We start from the raw sequence: 13,655 nt of genomic DNA, 5'->3' as shown, positions 1-13,655 counted from the left end.
CTGTCCTCAGGTCACCGACGCGCGTTCGGCAAATTCCGCCGCGCGCCAGCTTTCGGTCGCGAGCACGTCGCGCAGCACTTCGACGGCGTCCCACACATCGACGAAGCGCGTGTAGAGCGGCGTGAAGCCGAAGCGCAGAATGTGCGGCTCGCGATAATCGCCGATCACGCCGCGCGCAATCAGCGCCTGCATCACTTCATAGCCGTGCGGATGTTCGAAGCTGACTTGCGAGCCACGCTGCGCATGATCGCGGGGCGTCGCGAGCGTCAGCGGGAAGCCGGCGCAGCGTGCTTCGACGAGCGCGATGAACGCATCGGCGAGCGAGAGCGACTTGCGCCGCAGCGTTTGCATATCCGTTTGCAGGAAGACATCGAGTCCGCATTCGACGAGCGCCATCGAGACGATCGGCTGCGTGCCGCAGAGAAAGCGCCCGATGCCGTCGTCCGGCCGGTAGACCGGGTCCATCTCGAACGGCTTCTTGTGGCCCCACCATCCGGAGAGCGGTTGCGAGAACGTATTCTGATGCCGCTTCGGGACCCACACGAACCCCGGCGATCCGGGTCCGCCGTTCAGATACTTGTACGTGCAGCCGACCGCATAATCCGCGCCGACGCCGTTCAGATCCACCGGCACTGCACCTGCCGAATGGGCGAGATCCCATACGGCGAGCGCGCCCGCGCGATGAATCGTCTCGGTGAGTGCGGCCATGTCGTGCATGTAGCCGGTGCGGTAGTTGACGTGCGTGATCATCGCGATGGCGGTGTGCTCGTCGATGGCGGCGGGCAACTCGGCGGCGTCATCGACGAGACGCAGTTCATAGCCGCGATCCAGTTGCTCGATGAGGCCCTGCGCGATGTAGAGGTCGCTCGGGAAGTTCGAACGTTCGGAGACGATCACGCGACGTTTGGGATCGCGCTCGTTCGCGGCTTTCAACGCGGCCGACAGCACCTTGAACAGGTTCGAGGAAATTGTGTCCGTGACGACGACTTCGTCTTCGCCCGCGCCGATCAGCGGCGCGAGCTTGTTGCCGAGGCGCTTGGGGAGGGCGAACCAGCCGGCGGTATTCCAGCTTCGGATCAGCCCTTCGCCCCATTCCGCGCCGATCACGCTGGCGGCGCGCGCGGCTGCGGCCCTGGGCGGCACGCCGAGCGAATTGCCGTCGAGATAAATCACGCCGTCGGCGAGCGAGAACTGCTGGCGCAGCGGGGCGACCGGATCGTCGCGGTCGAGCGCGGCGGCATCGTCACGATGTTTCATCGAAAAGTCCATGAGTTGGCGGATTATTTAGCGAAGAGGACGGAGCACGGCGCGCACGGGGCTTGCATCGAGCGTCGTGAATTTCAGCGGTAGCGCGATGAGTTCGTAATCGCCGGGCGCGACGGCATCGAGCACGAGGCCTTCGAGAATCGCCATGCGATGGGCGCGGATGCGGCGATGCGCGTCCATCGTTTTCGACTCCTGCGGATCGAGCGAAGGCGTATCGATGCCGATGAGCTTCACGCCTTTCGCGGCCAGCAAGTCGATGGTTTCGGGCGCGACCGCGCAGAACGCGCTATCCCACGCGTCGAGCGGCGCGCGGTCATAGGTGCGCAGCAGCATGCGCGGCGGGGCGTCGTCGAGATGAGCGGCGATCATCTCCGGCGTGACGAGCGGTTTCGCGCCGACGCAGTGCACGACGCGGCACGCACCGATATACGCGTCCAGCGCGACGGCCCCGATCGGTGCGCCGTCGGCATCGTAGTGAAGCGGGGCGTCGGCGTGCGTGGCGGTGTGCGGCGAAAGCGTGAGGCGGGCGACGTTGACGGGCGACCCCGCTTCCATCCGCCAGACGCGCTCGATGCCGACCGGCGTATCGCCCGGCCAGACCGGGGCGCCGTTGGCGATGGGCGCGGAGATATCGAAAAGCGTCATGGCGCGGCCTAGCAGAGAGTGTGGATATGCGTCAAATCATAGCCGTCCAGATCGGAAAGGTGATTGCGAAATAACCACCCAAAAACGTTCCGGCTAGAACATAATTCGATGAAACGGGCTCGGAGGCTAAAAAGTGACCGGATTCACGCTCGATGCAACGGATTGCCGAATTCTGGCGGTTTTGCAGGAAGATGGACGGATTAGCAACCTGGACCTGGCGGAGCGCATCTCGCTCTCACCGTCGGCGTGCCTGCGCCGGATGCGGCTGCTCGAAGAAGAAGGGGTGATTGCGAGTTATCGCGCGTGCCTCGACCGAGAGCGGCTAGGCATCGAACTCGAGGCGTTCGTCCACGTCTCCATGCGCAACGACCAGGAAAACTGGCATGAGAAGTTCGCGGCGGCGGTGCGCGAATGGCCGGAAGTGGTCGGGGCGTTCGTCGTCACCGGAGACACGCACTATGTGCTGCGCGTGCTCGCGCACAACCTCAAGCACTACTCCGATTTCATTCTGACGAAGCTGTACAAGGCGCCGGGCGTCATCGACATACGCTCGAACATCGTGCTGCAAACCATGAAGGACGACGCGGGCGTGCCTGTCGCGTTGATCGACCAGCCGGCGCGTGGCGTGTCGAACGGCTGATCCGCGCCTCGCAGCCTTATTCGAGCGGTCCGACTGTATGGAATCCGCCCGCCTGAAAGACGAGCGGCGCGATCTCCGACGCGTTCTCGTGCACCCCGCAGCGTTCCACTTCGCCGACGAAGATCACGTGATCGCCCTCGTCGTAGCGGCTGCGGTTGTGGCATTCGAACCAGGCAAGCGCGCCATCGAGCACGGGCATGCCGGTATCGCCGGCGGCGTGCGACACGCCTGCGAAGCGGTCGCCCTTGACCGTCGCGAAACGCCGGCAAAGGTCGAGCTGTGAGGCCGCCAGCACGTTCACGACGTAATGGCTATTGGCGCGAAAGACCGGCATCGAAGCCGAGCGCGTCGCCAGACTCCACAGCACGAGCGGCGGATCGAGCGAAACCGAATTGAATGAGCTTGCCGTGATGCCGATCAGCTGGCCGGAGTCCGTGCGCGTGGTGATGACCGTCACGCCGGTCGCGAACTGGCCAAGTGCGGCGCGGAAAGTGGTCGGGTCGAAATTCGGGGTTTTGGCGCGTGTCATGTGGCAACTGGGCGGGCGAGTATACGGTCGAGTTTGTTGTGTGCAACCGAGCCGGCCGCGCGTCGCGCCTTTGTCGGAACGACTTTCCTTGAAAGCATGAAAAAGCTGTAGATTTGTGTCGATTCTAGCGGAATCGGCCGCAGCAAGCCGCCATAAGCCAGTACGGAGTGTGTGGGCGACGCCGCTTTGTAATCGCGGTTAAGCTCGTCGTCATTGAAGAAGCGCGTCGGCGCATCCATATGGAAGGTCCGCGGCATCGCCGCATGCACTTGATGAGGAGCAGGCATGACCCAGCAAAACGCGCAGGCGAGATTCGAAACCGCGACGCTCGGCGGCGGTTGTTTCTGGTGCACCGAAGCGGTGTTTCTGGCGGTCGAAGGCGTGCAGTCGGTGGAATCGGGGTATGCGGGCGGGCAGGTGGTGAATCCGTCGTACGAGCAGGTCTGCGACGGCGACACTGGCCACGCGGAAGTCGTGAAAGTCGTGTTCGATCCGGACGTCATCGGCTATCGCGAAGTTCTGGAGATTTTCTTCGCGACGCATGATCCGACGCAGCTCAATCGCCAGGGCAACGATGTCGGCACGCAGTATCGCTCGGCTGTGTTCACGCATTCGGACGAGCAACGCAAGACCGCGCTCGAAGTGATCGACGAACTGCAGCGGGAGGATGTCTTCAGCGGCAAGATCGTCACCGAAGTCACGCCGCTCGCCGACGACTATTATCCCGCCGAGGCGTATCACCAGAACTTCTTCGCGCAGCATCCGAATCAGGGATATTGCGCGGCGATCGTCGGGCCGAAAGTGGCGAAGTTCCGCAAGAAGTTCGCGCATCGGCTGAAGGCGTGATGCATCGCTAGTTCGACTGCGCGCGCTCGCACGCTTCTGCGATACTGCGCGCCAGTTCGAAGCACGTCAGCGGCGCGGAACCCTCCGCCTTATTGTTCGCCGCAATCACCACCGGCTGGCCGGCAATCGCGTACTGCGCCGCCAGTTCGGCGAGCGCGGCGCGCGTGTAGATGTCTTCATCGACGATTCTGTCGAACGGCTCGTACTTCGCCTTCGCCTGTTCGTATTTGAAGCCGCTGTGCAGGCTCCATCGCACGATGAGCTGCCCCTTCTTTTGTTCGTCCAGCAGCGCAAGCGCCTTCGCCTGGCGGCGCACGTCCGGCATCCGGGCGTGCACGCCGATGCAATACCGCACGTTCGCGTCTCGCAGCGCGCGGGTGAAGCGCGGCGTGAGCATCACCGCGTCGCGAAGCTCCACCGCGTAGCACGCATCGCCTTCGAGCGGCGGCAGCGCGCCGAGAAACGTCGCGAGACGATCGGTAAAGCGCGATGGCTCGACGATCATCGCGTCGGGCAGCGGCGGAATCTGAAACACGAGTGCGCCGGCCTTGGCGCCCAGGCCGATGATGCACGGCGTCACGAACTCGTCGATGGCGATGCGCGCGTCGAGAAACGCGGGGTTCCCGGAACCGGGCGCGCCGCGCTCGCCGCGAATGAAGGCGTCGGTGACGGAGGCGGGCGCCTTCACGATGAAGCGGAAATGCTCCGGCACCTGCGATGCGTAGCGCGCATACTCCGCAAGCGACAGTGGCGCGTAGAACGAGCGGTCGATCGACACGCTTCTCAAGAGCGGATGCGCGGAGTAAGCGGAAAGGCCGTCGCGGGACAGTTTGGTGTTCGAATAATCGTCGCCGTAGACGATGCCACGCCAGCCCGGAAACGACCACGTCGATGTGCCGAGATGAACGCCCGGCGGTAGCCGTCGTGCCAGCGCTTCGAGTTCCGGCTGCGAAACGGCGGGCTGCACGCCGCGGCTCTTCGAAGCGGCAGCAGGTACGGGCGCGGCTGAACCGAACAGATCGGACTGTTCGTCGTCGCGATCGTCCGCGCTTGCGTCGCTCAGCGTTTCACCGTGACTCAGAGCGGCTTCTCGTAGATATACCGCCGGGACCACGGCAGTGTCCGGGCGCTGCGTCCGGCCTTGCGGCAGACGACCTGATAGATCGAGACGTCGTCGTTCTCGAACGCATAGGCGCAGCCCGCCAGATACACGCGCCAGATGCGGAATTTCTCGTCGTCGACGAGCTTTCTCGCTTCTTCCGCATGCGTCTCGAAGTTGTGGGCCCACAGATCGAGCGTATGCGCGTAGTGACGCCGCAGGCTTTCAATATCGACAGCCTCCAGCCCGCCGCGCTGCATGCTTTCGAGCGCGAGGCTGATATGCGGCAGCTCGCCGTCCGGAAACACGTACTTGTCGATGAACTCGCCGCCGCCGAGCGACGTCTCGCCGCTATCCGCATCCGACGACGTAATGCCGTGATTCATCGCCACGCCGTCATCGACGAGCAGATCGTGAATCCGCGCGAAGTAGCCGGGCAGATTTTTGCGCCCGACGTGCTCGAACATGCCGACGCTCGTGATGCGGTCGAACTGTCCCGGCACATCGCGATAATCCTGCAAGCGGATTTCAATCTGGTCTTCGAGGCCGGCGTCCTTCACGCGCTGCGTCGCGAGCTTGAACTGATTCTCGGAAAGCGTGACGCCCACGCATTTCGCGCCGAACTTCTGCGCCGCGCGAATGACGAGCGCGCCCCAGCCGCAGCCGATATCGAGCAGGCGATGGCCCGGCTGCACCTGAATCTTGGTGAGAATGTGGTCGATTTTCTTGATCTGCGCGGTGGCGAGGTCTTCGTCGCCATTTTCGAAATACGCGCAGGAGTACACCATGTTCTTGTCGAGCCAGAGCTGATAGAACTCGTTCGACACATCGTAGTGGTACTGGATGGCTTTCCTGTCGGACGCCTTGGAATGAGTGAAGTAGCGTCGCACGCGGGCGAGCTTGCCGGCGCTCGTGACCGTGCTCTTCGCAAGCGAGTAGCCAATATCGATGATGTCCGAGAGCTTGCCCTCGATATCGATCTTGCCCTTCACATACGCCTCGCCGAGATTGTCGAGGCTCGGCTCCAGCAAGTAGGGCAGTGCGGTCGCGCTCTTCACGTGCAGCGTCACCTGAGGCGCGGCAAAGCTGCCGAAGTCATGCTGCTGTCCGTCCCACAGCACGAGGCGCGCGGGGAGATTGGCCCTTTCCCGCACCTCGTCAACCCATTGCGTCAGCTTCTTCTCCCAGAACATGCTTGTTTCTCCGCGCTAAGAAAATCCAAGGTGAAGGCTCGCGCCCTCATGTTCGTTGCCCCTTTTGCGCCGGCCGTGCTTCTTGCGATGCTTTCTGGCGTGCCTGCCTTACGGTGCGAGCCGCGTGATGCGCCACGGGCCGTCGGCGCCGTCGCGCGTATAGACGATGCGGTCATGCAGCCGCGAGGGCCGTCCCTGCCAGAATTCGATCGTCTCGGGCACGAGCCGGTAGCCGCCCCAGTGCGGCGGGCGCGGCGGCGCGTCGCCGTATCGCGCGATCATGTCGCGCTCGCGCGCTTCGAGCGTCTCGCGACTGTCGAGCGGCTGGCTCTGGTCGGATGCCCACGCCCCGATGCGCGATCCGAGCGGACGCGACGCGTAGTACGCATCGCTTTCTTCGTTGCTCGTTTTCACGACCGTGCCCTCGATGCGTACCTGTCGCTCGAGTTCGATCCAGTGAAACAGCAGGCTCGCCGCCGGATTCTCCGCAAGTTCGCGGCCCTTGCGGCTATCGTAATTGGTGAAAAAAACAAAGCCACGCTCGTCGACGCCCTTGATCAGCACGATGCGCGCGGACGGGCGGCCTCGTGCGTCGACGGTGGCGAGCGTCATCGCGTTGGGCTCGGGCAGCTTGGCATCGAGCGCCTGGGCGAACCAGGTTTGGAACTGGCGCACCGGGTTGGGATCGACGTCAGCGGCGTCCAGCGCGCCGCGCGAATAATTCTTTCGAAGGTCTGCTAAGGTCGTCATTTTTATGCAAACGCTACAATCGCGTCAGTATAGCCAAGGTGATACGTTCTTGCCCCGTTTACCAGGGCTTGCGATGACCAGCGTCAAGGCATCGAAGAGGGAGGACATAATTCTTCGTTCGCATCGGTTGCGGCTATCACGGCTTCGTTATCGATAAGGCAGAATACGCAATTCAGCGGCACTTTGCATGAATGGACTGCGCTCTACCATGCATCGACAGCCGCCTGTAAGCCTTGATGAGCGGGCGTTTCCGTCCGTCACCCATTTTGCACCAACGCCATGACTCCACATGATTCCGCCGTCAGGCTTTCCGTCGAAGACGCCGCCGACCGCGAGCGGCGCTTCGGCGGCATCGCACGTTTGTATGGCGCGGGGGCGCTCGCCGCGTTCGAGCGCGCGCATGTCGCGGTCATCGGCATCGGCGGGGTGGGGTCGTGGGTGGCGGAGGCGCTGGCGCGCAGTGCGGTCGGCACGCTGACACTGATCGACCTCGATAACGTCGCCGAGAGCAATACGAATCGGCAGATTCACGCGCACGACGGCAACTACGGCAAGGCGAAGGTGAGCGCGATGGCCGAGCGCATCGCGTTGATCGATCCTGCGTGCGATGTGCGGCAGGTCGAAGATTTCGTCGAGCCCGGCAACTTCGATGCGACGCTCGGCGGCGGCTTCGACTTCATCGTCGATGCGATCGACAGCGTGCGTACCAAGACGGCGTTGATCGCTTGGTGCGTGGCGCGCAAGCAGGCGCTCATCACCGTGGGCGGCGCGGGCGGGCAACTCGATCCGACGCGCATTCGCATCGACGATCTCGCGCTCACCATTCAGGACCCGTTGCTCTCGAAAGTGCGCGGCCAGTTGCGCAAGCAGCACGGCTTTCCGCGCGGGCCGAAGTCGCGCTTCAAGGTCAGTGCGGTGTATTCGGACGAGCCGCTCATTTACCCCGATGCCCCCGCGTGCGATATCAGCGAAGGCGCAGAGCATCTGGAGACGGGCGCGAACTACGCGGGGCCGGTGGGGCTGAATTGCGCGGGCTTCGGTTCGAGTGTCTGCGTGACGGCGAGCTTCGGTTTTGCGGCGGCGGCGTTCGTGCTTCGGGAACTGGCCAAACGGGCGGCTTGATCGCCGGATCAGCCCGGATGAAAAAACGGCCAGCTTTTTAGCTGGCCGTTTGCGTTTGAACAGCGACGATCAATTCATCGCCGCACTCAGCCTGCGCCGCCAGCGCGACACGAGATCGGGCTGATTCGACGCCAGTTCGAAGACCGAGAGCATCGTCTTGCGGCCAACGTCGTCCATGAAGGCGCGGTCGCGTTGCACGATCGCCAGCAGATGCTCCAGCGCGCCTTCATAGTCGCGGCCGGCGATCAGCCGGTTGGCCAGCGCGAAGCGCGCTTCGAGATCGTCGGGATTCGCATTCACCGCGCCGATCAGCGCGTCGGCGGGCGGCAGTTGGGCGGCGGCTTCGGCGGCGTCCAGCTCGGTTTTCAGCGCGTTGTAGCGGGCATCGATGCCTTGCGTGGTCTTCGGCGACAGCAGCTTGTCCTCGTCCTTCGCCTCGTCGATGCGCCGCTCCGCGAGCAGCCATTCGATCAGGTCGAGGCGGGCGTCGTCATAGCCCGGATCGAGCGCGAGCGCGGCCTTGATGCGGTCGATCGCCTCCTTGCGGTTGCCTGTGGCCCACGCGTTATGCGCGGCGTTGCGCTCGGCATCGGCGCCGTCGGGCACGAGCTTGTCGAGGAACGCGCGCAACTGGCCTTCGGGCAGCACGCCGATGAACTGATCGATTGGCCGGCCTTCCGCGAATGCGATCACGTGCGGAATGCTGCGTACCTGGAAGTGCTGCGCAAGCTCCTGATTCTCGTCGACGTTCACCTTGACGAGCTTCCATGTGCCGCCGGCTTCGGCTTCCAGCCTTTCCAGCATCGGGCCAAGCGTCTTGCAGGGGCCGCACCAGGGCGCCCAGAAATCCACGAGGACGGGCGCGAGCATCGACGCGTTGATGACGTCGTTCTCGAATGTGGCAAGGGTGGTATCCATGCGTTCTCTCCTCATGCTTGTGATTTGTGTCGACATCCTAGTTGGGGACGCCCGACGCATGTATCAATGGTTCACGCTTCCGGCGCGCGCTGTTCGCGGCGCGGCGGCGGCAACGGAATGAACTCGGTCTCGCCCGGAACCTCGCCCATGCGCTGCTCGCTCCATGCGAGCTTGGCAGCTTCTATCTTGTCCCGCGAACTCGATACAAAGTTCCATTCGATGAAGCGCGTGCCGTCGAGCGGCGCGCCGCCGAGCAGCATCACGACCGCGCCGCTCGTGCTCGCGAGTTGCACGGCCGCGCCTGGCGTCAGCACGGACATCTGCTGCGGCGGGACGGCAACGCCGTCGACCGACAGATCGCCATCGACGAGATAGACGCCGCGTTCCTCGTGCTCGGCGTCGAGCGTGAGTTCGCTGCCCGGCGCGAAGTGGGCGGCGACGTAGAGCGTCGGCGAGAACGTGCGCGTCGGGGCTGTCGCGCCGAACGCGGTGCCCGCGATCACGCGCAAGGTGACGCCGCCGCGCTCGATTTGCGGGAGCGTCGCGGCTGCGTGATGCTCGAACGAGGGCTCCACGTCCTCGCTCGCGACCGGCAGCGCTACCCATGTCTGGATGCCGTGCATCGTCTGGCCGCTCGCGCGCTCTTCGTCGGGCGTGCGCTCCGAATGGACGATGCCGCGCCCGGCGGTCATCCAGTTGACATCGCCCGGAACGATCTTCTGCACGGAACCGACGCTGTCGCGATGCATGATCGCGCCGTCGAACAGATAAGTGACGGTGGCAAGCCCGATATGCGGATGCGGCCGCACGTCGAGGCCCTTGTCGGGCACGAGGGTTGCGGGTCCGATGTGGTCGAAGAAGATGAAAGGTCCGACGGTGCGCGCCGCAAGCGCGGGAAGCACGCGCCTCACCATGAGGCCGCCGACGTCGTGTTGATGAGGTTTCAACTGCGCGCGAATCGTCGAGGACATGGCGGTTCACCGAAGAAAGGCGGGCGCCGGAATGGCGCACCAGAACTGCCGATTCTACCGGTGGCCGCCAGGCGGTGCATTGCCCGGGCTCCGGGCGTGCGCTCATCCTTTCGAAGTTCCGTGCGGTCGTGACCGGCCGCGCTTTTTGAAGCTGCGTGCAGGTCGCGCAATCTTGATAGGAGAGGGAAACAATGAGCAAGAACAAGCTTTTGATCGCCATCACCGCGGGCCTTTTCACGGCAACTGCCGCAACTGGCGCGTTTGCGCAGACCTCGTCGGGCAACTCGTCGGCTGCAATGGGCGGCGACACCTCGACGGCCACTCAGGGCGACGCATCGGCGGGAACGGGTTCCGGCTCCACGACCAAGAAGCACCACAAGGCGCGCAAGCACGGCACGCAGTCGTCGGCAGCGACCAAGAAGACGCCGGAAGCCGAAACCGGCAACAATGCGGGCACCGAGTCCGGCCAAAGCAAGTAAAGCGTCTTCGTTCGCGAAGGCTGCGAGCGCCCGCGCCGTCAAACGGCGCGGGCGCTTTTTACGTTCCTTTTCAATCCCACGCGGGCCGCAGGTTTTGACAATCCTTCGCGCGCGCCCTTCGCTACACTCGTCGGATTGCGCATGCGGCGCACGACAAGAGGGGAACGGCGATGTCGCCCAGGGATTTGCTGATTGCAACGGTGGTTATTTTTGCGTGGGGCGTGAACTTCGTCGTCATCAAGCTGGGGCTGCATGGCGTCCCGCCGATGCTGCTCGGCGCGCTGCGGTTCGCGCTCGCGGCGCTGCCCGCATTCTTCGTGAAGCGTCCGCAGATTCCGCTGCGTTGGCTCTTCGCCTACGGTCTCACCATCTCGCTCGGGCAGTTCGCGCTGCTCTTCTATGGCATGTCCGTCGGGATGCCGGCGGGCCTCGCGTCGCTCGTGCTGCAGGCTCAGGCGTTCTTCACGCTGATCTTCGCCGCGATGTTCCTCGGCGAGCGCATTCGCGCGGCCAACGTGATCGGTCTGCTGATCGCGGCGGCGGGTCTCGCGCTGATCGGCATGCACGGCGGCCAGGCGATGACCCTCACCGGCTTTCTTTTCACGCTCGGGGCCGCGTCGATGTGGGCGCTCGGCAACATCGCGACGAAGCGCATGGGCAAGGTCGATCTGCTGTCGCTCGTCGTGTGGGCGAGCCTGATTCCGCCGCTGCCGTTCCTCGTGCTGTCGCTGATCTTCGAAGGCCCGGCGCGTATCAAGTCGAGCCTCGCGTCGATCCCGCTCGTGTCCGTGCTCGCGGTGTGTTACCTCGCGTTCATCGCGACGCTGCTCGGTTATAGCTTGTGGGGGAAACTGCTCGCGCGCTATGCGGCGGGGCAAGTCGCGCCGTTCTCGCTGCTCGTGCCGGTGATCGGCCTGGCGTCGGCGGCGCTGTTTCTCGATGAAGGAATGAGTTCGATGGAAGTCGCCGGCGCCGCGCTCGTGATGGCGGGGCTCGCCGTGAACGTGTTCGGCGGGCGGATCGTGCAGCGGTTCGCGTCGGCGGCGCGGTAATCGTCGGGCGGGCGCGCAATGCGCCCGCCATCGCAAGCATCAGGTCATCCGGCTCTTCGCGAGCGGCGGATTTGCCGCGAAATACCGCTTGATGCCCTTCATGATCGCGTTGGCCATCTTGTCGCGATAGGCGTCGTCGTTCAGGTGCGCTTCCTCTTCGGGATTGCTGATGAACGCCGTTTCGACGAGGATCGACGGAATATCCGGCGCTTTCAGCACGGCGAAGCCCGCCTGCTCGACCGATCCCTTGTGCAGCTTGTTGATGCCGCCGATCTCGTTCAGCACGAAGTTGCCGTAACGCATCGAGTCGCGGATCTGCGCGGTCGTGGACATGTCGAAGAGGGCGCGGCTCACGCTCGCGTCGTTCGTCTTCACGTTGATGCCGCCGATCTGGTCCGATGCATTCTCCTTGGTCGCCATCCAGCGCGCCGCCGCGCTCGATGCGCCATGTTCCGACAACGCGAACACCGACGAGCCGCGCGCCGACGGCGTCGTGAACGCGTCCGCGTGAATCGATACGAACAGGTCCGCGCCCACGCGCTGCGCCTTCTGCACGCGCACATTGAGCGGCACGAAGAAGTCGGCGTCGCGGGTCATCATCGCGCGCATGTTCGGCTGGGCGTCGATCTTCGCGCGCAGCTTCTTCGCGATATCGAGCGCGATGTGCTTCTCATACGTGCCGTTGCCGCCGATCGCGCCGGGGTCTTCGCCGCCGTGTCCCGGATCGATGGCGACGGTCAGAAGGCGCGTGGTGCCCGAGCGGTCCTGCTTCGGTGCGGAGAACGCGTACTGGTCGTTGTCGTCGTCGTCCTTCTTCGCGATGACGGGCGGCGCGACGCGCGGCTTCGGCGTCGGGGGCGCAGGCTTCGGCACGGCCGGCGCGGGTGTGTCGTTCGAAACATCGCCTTGCGCGTACTTCTGGAAGAACTCGTCGGTCGAATCCTGCGCGAGCGGCTTCTGCGTGGTCGCGGGGCCGGAGAGCGTCGCGGGCGGCGGCGTCGACGGATTCGGATTGGCGCGGTCGAATGCTTCCTGCTTGCGCTCGGTCTGGGCGAGCAGTTCCATCAGCGGATCGGGCGCGACGGCCGGGTACAGGTCGAACACGAGGCGATACTTGTAGCTGCCGATCGGCCCGAGCGTGAACACCTGCGGCTTCACGGAGCCTTTCAGATCGAACACCATCCGCACCACATGCGGCTGATACTGCCCGACGCGCACCGCCTGAATCTGCGGATCGTTCGGCGTGATCTTCGATACGAGCTCGCGCAACGCCTGATCCAGATCGATTCCGTTCAGATCGACGACCAGCCTGTCCGGTCCCTGAAGCAACTGGTTGCTGTTCGTGAGTGGCTGGTCGGATTCGATGGTCACGCGCGTGTAGTCGCGCGCCGGCCACACGCGCACGCCGAGCACGGAGCTGGCGTGCGCGAGCTTCGGTCCGACGAGCGCGAGCACGAGCGTCGATGCGCCCGCGCGCAGCACCTTGCGTCGGCGCCAGTTGTGCGGCGCGCTCGCGCTCGATTCGATCGAGTGGAACGGCTTGATCAGCATCTTTCGAGACATGTCTTTCCTGTTTCGCTAAACGCCCGCGCGGTCAGCACGCGGCCTTCTTCTTCGTTCGACTGCGTCGTTTCCATGGGTGCGATGCCGCTGTCCGGCAGCGTCAGCGCGAAAACGAGGTCCGGCACGCCGAGCAAGCCGCCCGCTTGCTGCGGCCATTCGACGAGGCACAACGCGCCCCGGTCGAAATACTCGCGAAACCCGGCGTCGGCCCATTCGGCGGGATCGGCGAAGCGATAGAGATCGAAGTGATACACGTCGAGCGGACCGCCTGGCGCATCCAGCGAATATGGCTCGACGAGCGTGTAAGTGGGGCTTTTCACGCGGCCCGCGTGACCGAGCGCACGCAGCGTCGCGCGCACGAGCGTGGTCTTGCCCGCGCCGAGGTCGCCGATCAACTGGACTTGCAAGCCGTCGAATGGTTCAGCCGAGGCTAATGTTCGCGTCTCGCCGATGGCGCGTGCGAAGCGCTCACCGAACGCGAGCGTCGCGGCTTCGTCGCGCAGTTCGAAGCGGCGTTCGATGAGCGCGGCGGGTGAATCGGATGTCGATGGTGCGGGGCTTTCGGGCATTGCTCGTAAAATG

Annotated in this window: 16 protein-coding genes; 5 read left to right on the top strand and 11 right to left on the bottom strand. The window is 64.3% G+C overall.

Going from position 1 to position 13,655, the window contains the following annotated elements; translation table 11 throughout:
- Window positions 1-6 precede the first annotated feature (6 nt).
- Window positions 7-1,257: a kynureninase gene (kynU, locus tag AB6804_RS19645; RefSeq protein ID WP_370887868.1), complete on the bottom strand. Its 1,251-nt coding sequence runs from the start codon at window positions 1,255-1,257 to the stop codon at window positions 7-9.
- Window positions 1,258-1,284: 27 nt separating this feature from the next.
- Window positions 1,285-1,911 (bottom strand): arylformamidase, encoded by a 627-nt coding sequence (gene kynB / locus AB6804_RS19640; protein WP_370887867.1) that lies wholly within the window; start codon window positions 1,909-1,911, stop codon window positions 1,285-1,287.
- Between the two features lie 133 nt (window positions 1,912-2,044).
- Here kynB and AB6804_RS19635 point away from each other — a divergent pair, with 133 nt between their 5' ends.
- On the top strand, window positions 2,045-2,551 hold the full coding sequence (locus AB6804_RS19635; RefSeq protein ID WP_035967869.1) for an Lrp/AsnC family transcriptional regulator: 507 nt from the start codon (window positions 2,045-2,047) through the stop codon (window positions 2,549-2,551).
- 16 nt (window positions 2,552-2,567) lie between these two features.
- Here the strand turns inward: AB6804_RS19635 and AB6804_RS19630 are convergent, their stop codons facing one another.
- Both AB6804_RS19630 and AB6804_RS19625 read right to left on the bottom strand, forming a co-directional pair.
- Window positions 2,568-3,080, bottom strand: coding sequence for a flavin reductase family protein (locus tag AB6804_RS19630; protein WP_035967870.1), 513 nt, complete (start codon window positions 3,078-3,080; stop codon window positions 2,568-2,570).
- Window positions 3,077-3,319 (bottom strand): hypothetical protein, encoded by a 243-nt coding sequence (locus AB6804_RS19625; protein WP_370887866.1) that lies wholly within the window; start codon window positions 3,317-3,319, stop codon window positions 3,077-3,079. Before AB6804_RS19625 ends, AB6804_RS19630 begins: the two co-directional genes overlap by 4 nt.
- A gap of 46 nt (window positions 3,320-3,365) precedes the next feature.
- Between AB6804_RS19625 and msrA the strand changes: the two genes are divergently transcribed.
- Window positions 3,366-3,926, top strand: coding sequence for a peptide-methionine (S)-S-oxide reductase MsrA (gene msrA / locus AB6804_RS19620; RefSeq protein WP_370887865.1), 561 nt, complete (start codon window positions 3,366-3,368; stop codon window positions 3,924-3,926).
- Window positions 3,927-3,933: 7 nt separating this feature from the next.
- Here the strand turns inward: msrA and AB6804_RS19615 are convergent, their stop codons facing one another.
- The 3 genes from AB6804_RS19615 to pdxH all read right to left on the bottom strand — a co-directional run bounded on the left by AB6804_RS19615 (window position 3,934) and on the right by pdxH (window position 6,968).
- Window positions 3,934-4,989: a DUF72 domain-containing protein gene (locus tag AB6804_RS19615; RefSeq protein ID WP_370887971.1), complete on the bottom strand. Its 1,056-nt coding sequence runs from the start codon at window positions 4,987-4,989 to the stop codon at window positions 3,934-3,936.
- 14 nt (window positions 4,990-5,003) lie between these two features.
- The gene (locus AB6804_RS19610) at window positions 5,004-6,218 is read right to left on the bottom strand and encodes a class I SAM-dependent methyltransferase (protein ID WP_370887864.1); all 1,215 of its coding nucleotides are present in this window, start codon (window positions 6,216-6,218) and stop codon (window positions 5,004-5,006) included.
- A 108-nt stretch (window positions 6,219-6,326) separates the two neighbouring features.
- Window positions 6,327-6,968, bottom strand: coding sequence for a pyridoxamine 5'-phosphate oxidase (pdxH, locus tag AB6804_RS19605; RefSeq protein ID WP_370887863.1), 642 nt, complete (start codon window positions 6,966-6,968; stop codon window positions 6,327-6,329).
- 279 nt (window positions 6,969-7,247) lie between these two features.
- Here pdxH and AB6804_RS19600 point away from each other — a divergent pair, with 279 nt between their 5' ends.
- Complete coding sequence (locus AB6804_RS19600) at window positions 7,248-8,090, top strand: ThiF family adenylyltransferase (RefSeq protein ID WP_370887862.1); 843 nt, start codon at window positions 7,248-7,250, stop codon at window positions 8,088-8,090.
- Window positions 8,091-8,159: 69 nt separating this feature from the next.
- On the opposite strand, the gene trxA is transcribed toward AB6804_RS19600, so the two are convergent.
- Window positions 8,160-9,008 carry a thioredoxin gene (gene trxA, locus AB6804_RS19595; protein WP_370887861.1) on the bottom strand — a complete coding sequence of 283 codons (849 nt, stop codon included), beginning with the start codon at window positions 9,006-9,008 and terminating at the stop codon, window positions 8,160-8,162.
- Between the two features lie 71 nt (window positions 9,009-9,079).
- Complete coding sequence (locus AB6804_RS19590; RefSeq protein ID WP_370887860.1) at window positions 9,080-9,979, bottom strand: pirin family protein; 900 nt, start codon at window positions 9,977-9,979, stop codon at window positions 9,080-9,082.
- A 191-nt stretch (window positions 9,980-10,170) separates the two neighbouring features.
- Here AB6804_RS19590 and AB6804_RS19585 point away from each other — a divergent pair, with 191 nt between their 5' ends.
- Both AB6804_RS19585 and AB6804_RS19580 read left to right on the top strand, forming a co-directional pair.
- On the top strand, window positions 10,171-10,458 hold the full coding sequence (locus AB6804_RS19585; RefSeq protein WP_370887859.1) for a hypothetical protein: 288 nt from the start codon (window positions 10,171-10,173) through the stop codon (window positions 10,456-10,458).
- A gap of 170 nt (window positions 10,459-10,628) precedes the next feature.
- Window positions 10,629-11,510, top strand: a complete 882-nt coding sequence (locus tag AB6804_RS19580; protein ID WP_370887858.1) for an EamA family transporter — start codon at window positions 10,629-10,631, stop codon at window positions 11,508-11,510.
- Between the two features lie 39 nt (window positions 11,511-11,549).
- On the opposite strand, the gene AB6804_RS19575 is transcribed toward AB6804_RS19580, so the two are convergent.
- Window positions 11,550-13,073, bottom strand: a complete 1,524-nt coding sequence (locus AB6804_RS19575) for an N-acetylmuramoyl-L-alanine amidase (protein ID WP_370887857.1) — start codon at window positions 13,071-13,073, stop codon at window positions 11,550-11,552.
- Window positions 13,055-13,642 carry a tRNA (adenosine(37)-N6)-threonylcarbamoyltransferase complex ATPase subunit type 1 TsaE gene (gene tsaE / locus AB6804_RS19570; RefSeq protein WP_370887856.1) on the bottom strand — a complete coding sequence of 196 codons (588 nt, stop codon included), beginning with the start codon at window positions 13,640-13,642 and terminating at the stop codon, window positions 13,055-13,057. The genes AB6804_RS19575 and tsaE overlap by 19 nt, the downstream gene beginning before the upstream one ends.
- Window positions 13,643-13,655: the final 13 nt, after the last annotated feature.

Origin of the sequence: Caballeronia sp. RCC_10, assembly GCF_041360715.1 — a bacterium.
Lineage (GTDB): Bacteria > Pseudomonadota > Gammaproteobacteria > Burkholderiales > Burkholderiaceae > Caballeronia > Caballeronia grimmiae.
The sequence above is the reverse complement of the archived record's forward strand: the minus strand, read 5'-3'. Positions and strand labels throughout refer to the sequence as shown.

Excerpts from the sequence above, each read along its gene's own strand:
- AB6804_RS19630 (WP_035967870.1), bottom strand. The coding sequence starts at position 3,080 with ATGACACGCGCCAAAACCCCGAATTTCGACCCGACCACTTTCCGCGCC.
- trxA (WP_370887861.1), bottom strand. The coding sequence starts at position 9,008 with ATGGATACCACCCTTGCCACATTCGAGAACGACGTCATCAACGCGTCG.
- kynU (WP_370887868.1), bottom strand. The coding sequence starts at position 1,257 with ATGAAACATCGTGACGATGCCGCCGCGCTCGACCGCGACGATCCGGTC.
- kynB (WP_370887867.1), bottom strand. The coding sequence starts at position 1,911 with ATGACGCTTTTCGATATCTCCGCGCCCATCGCCAACGGCGCCCCGGTC.
- AB6804_RS19575 (WP_370887857.1), bottom strand. The coding sequence starts at position 13,073 with ATGTCTCGAAAGATGCTGATCAAGCCGTTCCACTCGATCGAATCGAGC.
- AB6804_RS19590 (WP_370887860.1), bottom strand. The coding sequence starts at position 9,979 with ATGTCCTCGACGATTCGCGCGCAGTTGAAACCTCATCAACACGACGTC.
- msrA (WP_370887865.1), top strand. The coding sequence starts at position 3,366 with ATGACCCAGCAAAACGCGCAGGCGAGATTCGAAACCGCGACGCTCGGC.
- AB6804_RS19600 (WP_370887862.1), top strand. The coding sequence starts at position 7,248 with ATGACTCCACATGATTCCGCCGTCAGGCTTTCCGTCGAAGACGCCGCC.
- AB6804_RS19625 (WP_370887866.1), bottom strand. The coding sequence starts at position 3,319 with ATGGATGCGCCGACGCGCTTCTTCAATGACGACGAGCTTAACCGCGAT.
- tsaE (WP_370887856.1), bottom strand. The coding sequence starts at position 13,642 with ATGCCCGAAAGCCCCGCACCATCGACATCCGATTCACCCGCCGCGCTC.
- AB6804_RS19610 (WP_370887864.1), bottom strand. The coding sequence starts at position 6,218 with ATGTTCTGGGAGAAGAAGCTGACGCAATGGGTTGACGAGGTGCGGGAA.
- AB6804_RS19580 (WP_370887858.1), top strand. The coding sequence starts at position 10,629 with ATGTCGCCCAGGGATTTGCTGATTGCAACGGTGGTTATTTTTGCGTGG.
- pdxH (WP_370887863.1), bottom strand. The coding sequence starts at position 6,968 with ATGACGACCTTAGCAGACCTTCGAAAGAATTATTCGCGCGGCGCGCTG.
- AB6804_RS19585 (WP_370887859.1), top strand. The coding sequence starts at position 10,171 with ATGAGCAAGAACAAGCTTTTGATCGCCATCACCGCGGGCCTTTTCACG.